Origin of the sequence: Leptospira ilyithenensis, assembly GCF_004771005.1 — a bacterium.
Lineage (GTDB): Bacteria > Spirochaetota > Leptospiria > Leptospirales > Leptospiraceae > Leptospira_A > Leptospira_A ilyithenensis.
Genome location: NZ_RQHV01000049.1, coordinates 102,788 through 115,233, shown reverse-complemented (window position 1 = coordinate 115,233; position 12,446 = coordinate 102,788). Strand labels below are relative to the sequence as shown.

The 12,446-nt window shown below is 40.0% G+C and carries 11 protein-coding genes; 7 read left to right on the top strand and 4 right to left on the bottom strand.

The window, feature by feature from the left end:
• Window positions 1-12: 12 nt before the first annotated feature.
• The 4 genes from EHS11_RS11005 to EHS11_RS10990 are packed head-to-tail and all read left to right on the top strand — an operon-like array spanning window position 13 to window position 3,389.
• Window positions 13-933: a metal ABC transporter substrate-binding protein gene (locus EHS11_RS11005; RefSeq protein ID WP_246047804.1), complete on the top strand. Its 921-nt coding sequence runs from the start codon at window positions 13-15 to the stop codon at window positions 931-933.
• Window positions 911-1,624, top strand: coding sequence for a metal ABC transporter ATP-binding protein (locus tag EHS11_RS11000; RefSeq protein ID WP_135764462.1), 714 nt, complete (start codon window positions 911-913; stop codon window positions 1,622-1,624). Before EHS11_RS11005 ends, EHS11_RS11000 begins: the two co-directional genes overlap by 23 nt.
• Window positions 1,590-2,456, top strand: coding sequence for a metal ABC transporter permease (locus EHS11_RS10995; RefSeq protein ID WP_342775443.1), 867 nt, complete (start codon window positions 1,590-1,592; stop codon window positions 2,454-2,456). The genes EHS11_RS11000 and EHS11_RS10995 overlap by 35 nt, the downstream gene beginning before the upstream one ends.
• 21 nt (window positions 2,457-2,477) lie before the next feature.
• Entirely contained in the window at window positions 2,478-3,389 is a 912-nt protein-coding gene (locus tag EHS11_RS10990) for a class I SAM-dependent methyltransferase (RefSeq protein WP_135764461.1), read from the top strand.
• Here EHS11_RS10990 and tmk read toward each other — a convergent pair.
• Window positions 3,386-3,979, bottom strand: a complete 594-nt coding sequence (tmk, locus tag EHS11_RS10985; protein WP_135764460.1) for a dTMP kinase — start codon at window positions 3,977-3,979, stop codon at window positions 3,386-3,388. The two genes, EHS11_RS10990 and tmk, sit on opposite strands and share 4 nt — an antisense overlap.
• Before the next feature lie 77 nt (window positions 3,980-4,056).
• Between tmk and EHS11_RS10980 the strand changes: the two genes are divergently transcribed.
• Window positions 4,057-4,236, top strand: a complete 180-nt coding sequence (locus EHS11_RS10980; protein ID WP_135764459.1) for a hypothetical protein — start codon at window positions 4,057-4,059, stop codon at window positions 4,234-4,236.
• 51 nt (window positions 4,237-4,287) lie between these two features.
• On the opposite strand, the gene EHS11_RS10975 is transcribed toward EHS11_RS10980, so the two are convergent.
• The 3 genes from EHS11_RS10975 to EHS11_RS10965 are packed head-to-tail and all read right to left on the bottom strand — an operon-like array spanning window position 4,288 to window position 8,963.
• A complete protein-coding gene (locus EHS11_RS10975; protein WP_135764458.1) occupies window positions 4,288-5,856 on the bottom strand; it encodes an LA_3751/LA_3752 family putative glycosyltransferase in 1,569 nt (522 codons plus the stop codon).
• A gap of 6 nt (window positions 5,857-5,862) precedes the next feature.
• A complete protein-coding gene (locus EHS11_RS10970; RefSeq protein ID WP_135764457.1) occupies window positions 5,863-6,999 on the bottom strand; it encodes a glycosyltransferase family 2 protein in 1,137 nt (378 codons plus the stop codon).
• Window positions 6,996-8,963 carry an O-antigen ligase family protein gene (locus EHS11_RS10965; RefSeq protein ID WP_135764456.1) on the bottom strand — a complete coding sequence of 656 codons (1,968 nt, stop codon included), beginning with the start codon at window positions 8,961-8,963 and terminating at the stop codon, window positions 6,996-6,998. Before EHS11_RS10965 ends, EHS11_RS10970 begins: the two co-directional genes overlap by 4 nt.
• Before the next feature lie 221 nt (window positions 8,964-9,184).
• Here EHS11_RS10965 and EHS11_RS10960 point away from each other — a divergent pair, with 221 nt between their 5' ends.
• Window positions 9,185-10,468: an EAL domain-containing protein gene (locus tag EHS11_RS10960; protein ID WP_135764455.1), complete on the top strand. Its 1,284-nt coding sequence runs from the start codon at window positions 9,185-9,187 to the stop codon at window positions 10,466-10,468.
• A gap of 54 nt (window positions 10,469-10,522) precedes the next feature.
• Window positions 10,523-12,445, top strand: a complete 1,923-nt coding sequence (locus tag EHS11_RS10955) for a B12-binding domain-containing radical SAM protein (RefSeq protein WP_135764454.1) — start codon at window positions 10,523-10,525, stop codon at window positions 12,443-12,445.
• Window position 12,446 lies beyond the last annotated feature (1 nt).

Genomic DNA, 12,446 nt, shown 5'->3' with positions numbered 1-12,446 from the left:
TGCATGAAAGGTATGTTTAGATTTTTGTTTTTATTCTGTTTTTGTTCCGTTCTTTTGATACCTTTCGGTTTACATGCGAAGGTTTCTTTGGTTGCGACCACAACCGACATAAAGTACATCGCAGAACAAATAGCAGGTGATCGTGTCGAGATTTACGGAATGATCAGAGGAGTGGATGATCCTCATTTTGTCATGACAAGACCCGACTTTCTCGTTCGTTTGAATCAAGCGGACATTCTTTGTGTAGTTGGTCTGGATTTGGAAGTAGGTTGGGTGCCTTTTTTACAACAACAATCCAGAAACATCAAGATCCAGAAAGGCCAGCCGGGATACTGCGATACTTCCGTACAAGTAAAGATCTTAGGTGAGCCTACCGTAATGATGGATCGTTCTATGGGAGATATGCATATCTATGGAAATCCTCATTTTTGGAATGATCCTATCAATGTGATTCAGATGGCGGAGAATATAAAAAACGCATTAACCAGAGTCGACCCGATCAATCACGAATATTATGATGAAAATTTTACAAACTTTAAAAAAAGGCTGATTGCTCTAACCAAAGAAGAACTCAAAAAAATGGAGCCCTATTTCGGAATCAAGGTGGCGGTATTTCACGATCAGTTTGTTTATTTGGCAAATCGTTTTAAATTTACAGCCAATCTTTCCATAGAAGAGAGACCGGGAGTTCCACCTTCTATTCGTTATATGGACCAGGTTGTAAGCTATATGATTGCCGAAAAAATAAAAATCATCTTGCTCGGACCATACCACAACCCAAAATATGCCGAGTATGTTTCTTCCAAGGTTCCCGGGAGTATGGTTCTCATCATGCCGGTTTCCGTTGGGGGAACACCGGAAGCCACCAGCTACGAAGAGACTTTAAAAATCATGCTTCAAAAGATTAGAGATGCTAGCGACAAAAGCAAATAAGATCAGGATTTTTTCCTCTTTTTTGAAAGCGGACAATCTATCCGTCGGATACAGAAAGGGGTTTCCCATTGTTTCGGGTGTTAGCTTTGAAGTGAACCCTGGCAAAACATACGCCCTGACCGGCGGAAATGGCGCGGGTAAAACCACTTTATTTCGAACACTCACGGGACTACTTCCTCCGATTGCTGGAAAGATTCAATTCCCCGTTCTTAAATCCACGTCTTACGTTCCTCAGGCAAAAAAGATGAGATTGGATTTTCCTCTTTCCGTTAAAGAAGTATTGCTTATGCCCGCCAATATGGGTTTGAGTTTTTTGCCTAAAAGAAAATTTACCAAAGAAGAATTGATCCTGATAGAACGTACTGGAGTCGGAAAATATTTAAATAAGCAAATTTCGGAATGCAGTGGCGGACAATTGCAACGAGTTCTGATTTTGAGATCCTTATTCACCAAAGCAAATCTGATCTTCCTCGATGAACCGATGGACTCGCTTGATCATGAGTCAAGGGAACTTTTCCAACTGATCCTGGAAGAATACATTGCAACAGACAACCGTTCCTTGTTTGTAATTACCCATAGTTTAACTAATGATTGGCGACAAGAGTTTTCCGAAATCTTTGAGATTGACGAAGGCAAGTTTTACAAGATTTCACAAGGTGAAAAACCTCCTCATTGCCATCACCATGACTAGTGTGCTTCAAAATTGGGATTTATTTTTGCCCCAGATGATCCTGGGAGGAATTTTGGGAGCTCTTCTCAGTGTTCTAGGAATTCTTTTGGTTCTTAGGAATATGACTTTCTTTGGGATCACGCTTTCCCAAGCAGTCGGTTTTTCAGTAGCATTTTGTTTGTTTATGGATTGGGATCGGGAAATTTATCCAATTTTGTTATCCTGTCTCTTGATCATTCCTATCATTTTGATGAGAAGAATTTCCCATATCAAAGAGGATGTAATTCTAGGGATTTTGTTTGTGTTCTTTGCATCTATTTCGCAAGTGTTACTTGCATTAGGTGGAAATGTTCAAAACCATCTGATGGCTTCTTATTTCGGAGATATTCTAACATCTCAGGTGAAATTGAATTCATTCGGAATCTGGACTGCTGGAATTGCATTTTTCATCTATCTCGCTTATTTCCGACGATTTCTATTTTTAAGTTTTGATCGGGACGAGTATCGAATCCAAATCGGTAATCCTTTCTTTTTCGATATTCTGTTTTATTTGATACTAGCTTCTGCGGTTACTGTAGCGGTAAATGTTTTGGGTTCCTTTTATTCCATCGCACATCTCTTGATTCCCGTCTTTACACTTTTGCCATTTGTTCGTTCTACGAAAATTCTGGCACTCGTCTCGGTTTTGTTTTCCATAACAGGCACCATAGCGGGATTTTTTCTAAGTCTTGCCGGGTTCTCTCATTTGGGCGAGACTATTTATTTTCCGACTTCGTCTATGATCATCGTATTTATGTGTGTATTTTCATTTTTGATTTTAGCTGTCAGGAGTTTATTCAAAAGGCTGTTTTGATATTTTTCCGATAGGTAAAGTATGGAAATGGTTTCATGCAATACCTGTGGAAATACAAAATTCAAATCTTTGTTTTCCAAAGAAAGTCCTCTCGGCGAAAGTTTTCAGATCGTAAAATGCAATGTATGTTCTTTGGTTCAGGTGAACCCTCAACCGAGTCTTGCCGAAGTCATCCGCTATTATTCCGATTCTTATTTTACTCAAAGAACCGATCGGGGTTATGATAATTATTATTCGGATAAAATCAAAACCGAAATCTCCCGTGTATTCCGACTCAATCTTCAGGATTTGAAATTTTTTGGGTGGGAAGACGATTATAAAAAAAGCAGTTTGGAAAAGGAAAGAACCGATACAAAATTGCGATCTTTGGATATAGGATGTGCCGCCGGATATTTTGTGGATTATATGCGGGGCAGAGGTTATTCATCTTACGGGATCGAAGTCGCGGACGGTCCGGTTAAGTTTGCAAGAGAAACCTTGGGATTGGAAGTGTATCAGGAGGATTTTTTAAGTTGGGACAAGAATTTTCAAAACCAATTTGATGTGATCACTCTTTGGGCTACGATCGAACACCTTCATAAACCGAAAGAAACTTTGGAAAAAATATTCAGACACTTAAGACCCGGAGGATGTTTGGTATTGTCCACTTGCAGATACGGAATTTTGGCAAAATTTTTGGGACCAAACTGGCGTTATTTGAATGTTCCCGAACATTTGTATTATTATTCCTTGTCCGGCCTTTTGAAAGTGTTGAAAAACATAGGCTTCGAATCCCCGATCTCACTTTCCTATGGAAGCGGGTTCACTTCCAAACCGAATGCCGGTGTATTTTACAAATTGGCTAAAAAGTTTGCGGATTGGCTTGTGAAAAAAATAAACCAAGGGGATATGCTGGCTGTGCTTTTGAGAAAACCGATGGGAACCCTTTCTTAAATTTCAATACATTCCATAACTGCTTTTACCAGATCTTCCAAAGGGTGCGATGCATCCAGGAAGATCGTACCCGCCGGCAGGATTTTCATATAATTTTCATATATTCTGTTTTGCGAATGGTCGTCGTCAAAGGCTTCTTCGCTTCCTCCCCGGTTTTTACGACGCTCTCTCGCTTCCTCAGGAGTGATATCCAGGAAAAAAACCTGTTTTGGTTTCGGGAAATTTTCCTTTTCATTCAATGCAATGATTTCTTCCGCACTGATTTCTTTTCCGGCTTGGTAGGCGGCGGTGGAATAATAGTATCTATCCTGCACTATGATAGCACCTTTCTCTATGTTAGGTGATATGATTTGCGAAACGGACTCGGTTCTGTCCAGAATAAAAAGTTCCAATTGTTCTTTTATAGTCAAAGAAATCCTTCCTGATAGAAAGGAACGGATCTTTTTCCCATGTAGCCCGTCAGTGGGCTCTCGGTGCCAAATTACATCCCTGTTTTGCGCTTTTAAGTTCTCTGCAACCAGTTTGGAAAGGGTTGTTTTCCCCGAGCCATCAATGCCTTCAAAAACAAAAAAATAATTCGTATTGGCCATATTTGTCCTAATTGAGCTTTCATAATTTTTACTAGACTTTTTTATGCACGGCAAAAACTTATCCAGAGGAGCCAAAAATGAAAAAAATCTCTTTATCTCTTCTTATAGCCCTATTTGCAATTGTTATGGTAAACTGCGCATCAAACGATGTGAAAGAACCTACGCAAAACGATATTAACAAATTGCAAGAGCCAAAACCTTCCAAAAAGCCTACTCTTAACGAAGCGCTTAAACAACGTACTAGAGACATTAAGTAGTCTTTTTTTGTATCCCCATCTTCGGATGGGTTTCCTTTCTATCTTTTTCTCTCAACGCTTCAATACGAACTGCTTCATTCTGATATGAAACACTGAGACTTCTTCTTTCGTTTCATATAGATCTTCCGAAGGCATCCAATTCAAATCAAATTGAGTTTTCCAAATGGTTTTAGGTATCTCTTCGTTGTAGAGAGAGTTGTCCGGCCAGTATAAAAATAGGATTCGTTTCAAATTTAAGGATTTTGATTTTTTTTGTATTTCGATCCAGTCATTTTCCGTATAAGCTGTGATTTGAGGAATCTCCAAATAAGATCCTCCCATCAGATAACTTAAGGAAAGTCCCCTGTGAACGACTAGCTCCGGTTTTGTGGTATCCATTTCTTTTTTCAGAACGTGATACATTTCCGCAGAAGATTTCCAAATACGAAGTGCCCGCAAATCCGATTTGTATCCGAAATACATTGAGGTTAGGAGGGATAGAATTAGAATGAAATGGATGGATTTTTGTTTCGGGGATTCCAGATACAAAGAAAAAAATCCGATCGCAGTCAGATAGGAACCTATCTCGTAATACCTCATTCCGAAAATATCCACACCTGCGCGGTAGGGAGAAAGTACGGGCACCAGAAAAATAAACAATATCCCCGAAAGAAATAGGCTTTTTGAAATAACATTTGTTTGTTTCAAAAGAAAGATTCCCGAAAGGAATACGAAAAATATCGGGTATCCTTTGAAAATTCCTATCTTTGATTCGGAACCCCATAGGTCTGCGATCCAGGAACCGATATAAGATCTGTTAGAGAAGGTATCCACATCCTGGATCGTATTCATTCCCCTCATTCCGAATACATGACCGTAAAGTTTGTAATTTAAAAAAGAGATAAATCCCAAAACAAGGAGTGTTGCCATCCCCGATAAAAAATGATTTCGTATCCAATCCGGTTTTTGTTTGGAAAGTATGAAATGAACAATGATAAAAAAGACAATGCCTATCGTTACTTCCGGGCGAAGCTGAAAGCTGAAATTGACTGAAAATGCAAAAATCAGATTATAAAATAGAGTGGAGTTCTTTTTTTTCTCAATATGGAAATAACTTAAAAGCGAGATCAGTGCAAAGAAGTTGGTAAGTGTCAGCTCGGAGTAATCGAGAGTGGATAAAAATAAAAAACTGAAAAAATGTATGAGTATGGAAATTACTGCCGAGGTATTCTCTTTTACCCCAAGCTCCCTTAATAATTTGTCTGTTAGCATCAGATTCAAAAAAAAGAATAAGATGGGAATATAAGTCATCCAATGGATCGGAAATAAAAACCCGATTGAGGATTGTACAAGTGTAAATAGAATGGGGTATTGAAAATAGCAGGTTCCGCCTTCCTTTAGAAACGCCCAAGGATAACCGATCGGAATCTGTTTGGTTTCAAATCCCAAATCCTTTGCAGGAAAATAACATTGCAACTTTTCTGAAAAGTTTCCCCCTTTTCTTAGGGCTTCCACTTGGTACAATTTGATCTCAGGATCGCTTCCCACAAACACAGAATCTCCGTTCCACTGGATTCTGTGTACTAAAGGATAGAGACAGACGAGAAAGAAAATGAAAACTTTCACGAATCTAATTTTCATAAAACATCATTCCCGTTTCATGATATGAGCGGAAACGGTTTGGAAGGTGATTACAAAAATAGAAAGACTCGTCGTTGTGAGGAATAGCAGCTGATGCTCAAAGTTGATAAACTGGTATTGGTTTTTTTTCCATTGAATGATCGTATAAGCCAAAGAGGAAATCAAAGTCAAAGCGCCGAACAATGCAAAGAGGAATAGTTTGTCTTCGGGAAGTTCCAATAGTTTTTTATAGTATTTTGATATTCTATTTTGTTTGGTAGCGATAGAAAGTCCCGTACCCCAAATCTGAACTCCCATGATACTGAAGAAGGAAAATACGATCATCGAATGACCGCCGTATAGATTGAATCCGTCAAAATGTACGATTCCAGTAAACGTTCCTATGAGTAGATTGCTGTAAGATAGTAAAAAAAGCCCGATCCCCGTCCATTCAAAAAGATGGGGAGCATAGAACAGGATGCGAAGCAGATGACGCATTCCGTCTCTCCATGTTTTCAGGTGAGGAATTCTACCTTCTTTGTCCGGCCAAAGGGAAACGGGAACATGATGGATTTTGGATTCATGAAGCAGTGATTGGATCAAAAGTTCCGACGCGAATTCCATTCCTGTACTTTTTACATTCCAGGAGAGATAAGCTTCTTTGGTAAAACATCTGAAACCGGAGTTGGAATCTCTGATCTTTGTTCTTTTCGCATATAATAAATTGATGATGAAGTTGATCACAGGAGTTCCCAGATATCTGTGCAAAAACGGCATTGCCCCTTTGTGGATCTTTCCATCCAACCTGGAACCGATCACCATATCATAATTGCCTTGCACAAGACTTTGGATGAGCGCAGGTGCCTCTAAAAAATCATAAGTATCATCGGCATCGGCAAAAACTATGATTTCGCTTTTTGCGTTCCGTATTCCCGAATCCAAGGCGGCGCCGTAACCTTTGGTAGCACAAGGAACCACTTTTGCTCCGAAGGATTTGGCAACTTGCGCCGATTTGTCGGTGCTCCCGTTGTCTGAAACCAAGATTTCAACATCAAAATTTGTGCTTAGATCTTTTTTGACTTTTACCAACTTTGTCAAAACGTAAGGAAGAGTTTGCTCTTCATTCAAACAGGGAATTACAAAACTAACGGATTTTTTTTTCATTGTTTTCGGCTCAGATATATTTTATAGGGGTCATGTATGGATAGGATGGCTTTGATAAAAGGAAGTAGTCTTTGATTGCCTTTCTCCTCATTCAATAGATCATATAACTCGGAATAACAAAATGCTTTTTGATTTGTTTTGTTAAAACAAAGGGTTAGGTAATGGGAATAGATAGGCGATTTTTGATGTTTTGCCCGCGCCATTTGAAGATGAATGTATCTTTTTCCTAAAAAATACTCCCTCCAGGTTTCTATTTCTACCGGCTCTTCCGGCAAATGAGCGAACTTGTGTTTCGAATTGTACTGAAAAAATTCAAAATTGGAAGTTTGGTATAATTTGGTCCATTTGCGGATGTAACTTTCCGTTTCATTCCATTGTAAGGCTTTATAAAAAAACAGAGATGCGAATCCCAGAAGTAAGACGAGAAAAATTTTCTTTTCCATAGGTTCGATTTGTTCTACATCTTCTTTCGGATCCAAACCGATTCCCAGAATCAGTAAAATCGCATATAGATTCGGAATTTCAAAAGAATTAAAATCGAATATTTCGTGAATAAGCCATACCAAACTGATGCCCAGAAGTACGTACCGATGTGTCCTTTCGTTTTGTACAAACACGACAGACAAAACCTTTTTGATCCATAAAAAAAGTAAAATAACCAATAGGATGATTCCTACCATTCCGAGAGAACTGAATAACTGGATAAAAAGGCTATGGGCTACTGGAAACGATTTGAATTCATTCACATAATCCAGTATGGTTTGGTAATGCGAAGAACTATCCGGATTCGTATCCAAAAACAATAGCTGGCTTTCAGGAAATAATCCGAATCCGAACAAAGGCGAGATATGCAAAGTATTCGTAATATGAAATTTCCATATCATCAAACGGATGTTTATCGAGTCCAGGTTGATCAGTTTTTTATCGTTGAATTGGCTGAAAAATATTAGAATAAAAACGGCTAAGATCAAAAGAAACAAATGATGGATTTTAAATTTTTTTCTGACAAGTATTCCGAATATAAAAATTGCAAAACAAATAAACATTAGAATGGAACTCCTTGAGCTGGAGATTCCCAAAAACAACAATGCAATTCCCAGGCCGAACGCATTGTACGTTTTTTCCATAACCGTAGGTTTTCTGATAAACTGGACTAAAAATAAACAAGCAAAGATCGCCGAATTTGCACCGAGAAGGCTCACTGGAATATGATAAAAACTGCTCCGATTGAAATTGTATTCGAATCCGGTATCCAGACTTAATTTTAAAATAAAAAACAAGCATTGTATGTAATATACATAACCTAACCAGGATAATACTTTTTCCTTTTCGTCCGAATCCAAATAATATCCTCTGACGAGGACGAGTCCGCCGATTAGAAACAGATAAAATTGCAATAGACCGTTTTCGGGATCAAGGCCGCGCCAGGTGGATATAAACGCGGATAAAATAAATAAGATCAGGACGAGAAAGGTTTTTGATCTGGTCTTTGGAAAATGAAATTGGGAAAGATCTTTTGGTAAAAGTCCGTAACCCAGACCCAAACAAACCGGTACGATCGCGTTCGGATTGTAAGCTGTGAGTGCTATATTCGGAAAGATCGCTATAATGGAACCGAGCTTTGTAAATGATTCGGAGTTTCGTGCCTTTTTAAAATGATAAATGAGCAGAACCGCCCAAAAGAGAAATGTTAGTTTCACAGATGCTTTTTCCGGAAGGACTCGGAGTGGGTCGTACTCCCCCCACTTGACTGCCGAGAGTCCGAGCAAAACTAAGAACAGGATTAAATCTAAAATTTTTTTCGGGTCTGATTTGAGATAAAAATAGGCGTAGATGGAAAATACAAAAGCAACCGTAAGGGTCGCGGCAAAGATTTCAAACCGGAAAATGGGGTGGGATGTGGGGCTAAAGAAAAAGTAAAGGATCGAAAGTAAGGTAACGCAATACTTCGTATAATAAAACATCCTAATCGCTCCATTCCTTTATAGAATCCTTTCTGTCCAAGTCATTTTCAAAATGCTAAGAGTTTTCCCTATATCAGAAATCAATTTGTCTAAAAAAAAGGCAATTTGCGCGACTTTGCGCGGCCGCTATTTTCCCTTGTTTGGAATTTGGGCAATTTGATTAAAGTTTGTGAGCTCTTACTCATTGGTACCTTTCTTGCATTCCTTTGGTAGAATAAAACATGATTTTGGAAGAGAGAACACGTAAAAATTCAGAGGAATGGGAAATTTGGTTGGGTTCTGGAAGGATTGTGCCTGTTTTCCAACCCATTTTATCCTCGGAATCCACTGGCATTTTCGGCTATGAGGTACTGGGTCGTCTGGTAACGGACACAGGCCTTGAGTCTCTAGGTCCGTTCTTTCTTGCATTCGATCAGGCGCGCGGCCCGGGCCAATCAGTCAACAGAACCGGCGATCTGTTTCGGATCAAAAAGAAAATCGATAGAGAGATTCGTTATCTCGCCTTACAAAAGTTTAAGGAGGAAGCACCTCCGGAAACCAAACTGTTCATCAATGTTTCCCCACATCTGATGTTCGATTTTTTAAAAAATTTTCCTGCAAAACTTCCCTTTACGATTCAGAAGGTGAGAGAACTTGGAATTGATCCCACTCGCATCGTGATAGAGATAACCGAGGAAAGATTCGAACATAATTTGGAAATTCTAAAGCCGCTTCTCAGCCTGTACCGAAACGAAGGATTTAGTATTGCAGTTGATGACGCAGGTTCCGAGGCTTCCAACCTGGATCGGATCGGTTTATATCATCCTGAAATCATCAAAGTCGACTTACAGATGTTACGTAGATCCACATTTTCAAGAAATTTTAAAGAGATTTTATTGAATCTTTCCAAATTGGGAGAGTCTCTCGGCAGTTCTCTTTTGTTCGAAGGAATCGAGTCGAATGACGAACTTTATAATTCTCTCAATTACGGCGCACGTTATATACAAGGTTATTATTTTTCCAAACCGGAAAAAGAGTTTGCGAAGAGATTTGCTTTTCGTTCCGAAATGAGCCGGTCTTTGGAATATTTTCATGAAAGAAAAAACGAAGAGATGAATGCCGAAATCGAATGGGAAACAAAGTGGAAGGAAAAACTATCCAAGATCACTCTGGGCTTTGATAATACGGACGGGGTCTATGAATGGACAGGCAAACCGGATTCGGAAATTTCCAAAGACAGGGACTTTTTCAGAATGTACATTACCAATCTTCTGGGGTTTCAGATTTCTCCCAATTATATTCATGATTCCAAAAAAGGGATGTTAGCTGACTACGGTTATTTGGGGAAAAACTGGTCCTGGAGACCTTATTTTTTCGAACATATACATAAATCCAGAACGAGCGAAGACTCCTGGGCGATTTCCCCCGTTTATCATGACATCACCGACAATGTGATGTTGCGTACATTTTCCAGGGATTTCGGAGAAAATTTAATCCTCTTTATCGATATAGTGGTTTCCCGTTAGGGAAAGTTTTTGCCAATCTTTCATTCTCCGTTTGTATGACGAATAGAGGATTACTTGGCAACTCTCAAACTCATCCAACTACCTGTTCCTCCGCCTTCCTATTATGCGGCTACCGGAAATGTTCCTCTTGCGGCCGGAACTCTTGCAAGCTCACTGGAATTATCCGGGCTAGGCAAATCGGGTCTGCACACGGAAGTCCTTTCTCCTGATGAAACAGATGTTATGGGGGATGAAGAACTTGCAAATCATATTGCAAAAGACGAACCTGCCTTCGTCGGGTTTTCCCTTTATCTTTGGAATACTGAAAGAAGTTTGCACCTTGCCCGGGAGATCAAAAAAAAATCACCCAAATCGAAAATCATCATCGGGGGGCCTGAGGTAAATCACGACAACCCATTTGTGCTTTCGGAAGAAGGTTATGATATAGCGGTGAGCGGAGAGGCGGAACATAGTTTTGCAAAATTAATGAAGACGTTACTCGACAAGTCTCCGTTAGACGGAATTGAAAATATCGCCTATAGGAATTCTTTCGGAAAAATGGGAACTTTCTCCCGAGAGCTTTCTCCCGATTTTCCACTTACTGATTTTCCGTCGCCATATACCAACGGATTTCTGAAAGTAGATCCCAAAAGGTCGACTTATCTTGAGACCGTGAGAGGATGCAAATCTTCCTGTACTTATTGTTTTTATCCCAAGTCTTCTCAGAATCTGAGAACCCTTGATATCGGAGAAACCATCAAATTGATTCGTTCCTTAAAAGACCAAGGTGCGAAGGAGCTGGTTTTCCTTGATCCTACTTTCAATCACAGACCGGGTTTTGATGCTTTTCTGGATGCGATAGCAGAGGTGAATTCGGACGGGCAGATGTCCATGTTTGCCGAACTTCGTTCGGAAGGTGTGACACCAAAGCTTGCAAACAAATTGAGAAAAGCAGGGTTCAACCGGATTGAATTGGGAATGCAGTCCGTAAACCGTGAAACGTTAAAGCGCGTTAAACGGTATGGAGATCCGGCAAAAGTAGCCGAAGTGGCAAAGATGCTCGCGGGCGAAGGGATTGATTTGCTTTTGGATCTGATCATCGGTCTTCCGGGTGACAAACCGGAGGATGTGGAAAGAGGAATTCATTTTTTTCTGGAACATGGTCTCGGTGAATGGGTACAGGCATTTCCGTTGTCAGTCCTTCCCGGTACTGCGATGAGAAGGGATGCGGAATCGGAAGGTTTGCATTACCTTATGGCCCCGCCTTACAGAATCATTCGAACCGCTGATTTTTCCCCGGACCAATTGGTGGACAGTCTGTATCTTGCCGAGGATCTCTTGGACCGAAGATTGGATGAATTTCCTAGACCTTTCCTATGCGTTCCGGATAAGAACATCAGAGATAGATATGATTTTGATTTGGATCGGGTGGATCTTTCCTATTTGATTTCGAAGGCGAAATTGCCGGGAGCAAGACACCAATCCGTTTGGTTTATGAGTAAAGATTTCGAATCCAAAAAAGATTCCATTCGCAAACTAATGGATGTTCGCTTGGGAGTTGATCCTTTCTGTACAATGGATTTCGTTTTTTATATGGAAAGGGAAGTTTCTTTGGATTTGATCGGATTTTTGGAAGCCCGTATACGGGAAGCAAACCCGAGTTATCTTTCCCGTGCACTCGCACACCGTGGGGAAAATATGCAACGTAGATTGATCTTTGTTTTAAAGAAAGATGCCGTGACTAGTCCGGCTTGGCAAAAACAAATGGAAAGAGCGGAGTCAGTTGTTTTGTATCGGGAAATGAATTCCGATTTTGCGTCAGGCCATGCGGAAATGTTAGGCGTCACATTGCCTTTTGCATGGATTTCCGATCAAACGGTAGAAGATAGAATTTGGAAACATTTGCAGGAAAAGTCGGATCCGGAAGCTGTTTCCTTTGCCGTTCGGGATTTGGAAAGGAAATGGTCTACCGAGGTTTTGGAATATGGAGAAACATAGG

Coding starts and splice junctions, on each gene's coding strand:
- EHS11_RS11000 (WP_135764462.1), top strand. CDS start 911: ATGCTAGCGACAAAAGCAAATAAGATCAGGATTTTTTCCTCTTTTTTG.
- EHS11_RS10975 (WP_135764458.1), bottom strand. CDS start 5,856: ATGAAAATTAGATTCGTGAAAGTTTTCATTTTCTTTCTCGTCTGTCTC.
- EHS11_RS10960 (WP_135764455.1), top strand. CDS start 9,185: ATGATTTTGGAAGAGAGAACACGTAAAAATTCAGAGGAATGGGAAATT.
- EHS11_RS10980 (WP_135764459.1), top strand. CDS start 4,057: ATGAAAAAAATCTCTTTATCTCTTCTTATAGCCCTATTTGCAATTGTT.
- EHS11_RS11005 (WP_246047804.1), top strand. CDS start 13: ATGTTTAGATTTTTGTTTTTATTCTGTTTTTGTTCCGTTCTTTTGATA.
- EHS11_RS10990 (WP_135764461.1), top strand. CDS start 2,478: ATGGAAATGGTTTCATGCAATACCTGTGGAAATACAAAATTCAAATCT.
- EHS11_RS10970 (WP_135764457.1), bottom strand. CDS start 6,999: ATGAAAAAAAAATCCGTTAGTTTTGTAATTCCCTGTTTGAATGAAGAG.
- tmk (WP_135764460.1), bottom strand. CDS start 3,979: ATGGCCAATACGAATTATTTTTTTGTTTTTGAAGGCATTGATGGCTCG.
- EHS11_RS10965 (WP_135764456.1), bottom strand. CDS start 8,963: ATGTTTTATTATACGAAGTATTGCGTTACCTTACTTTCGATCCTTTAC.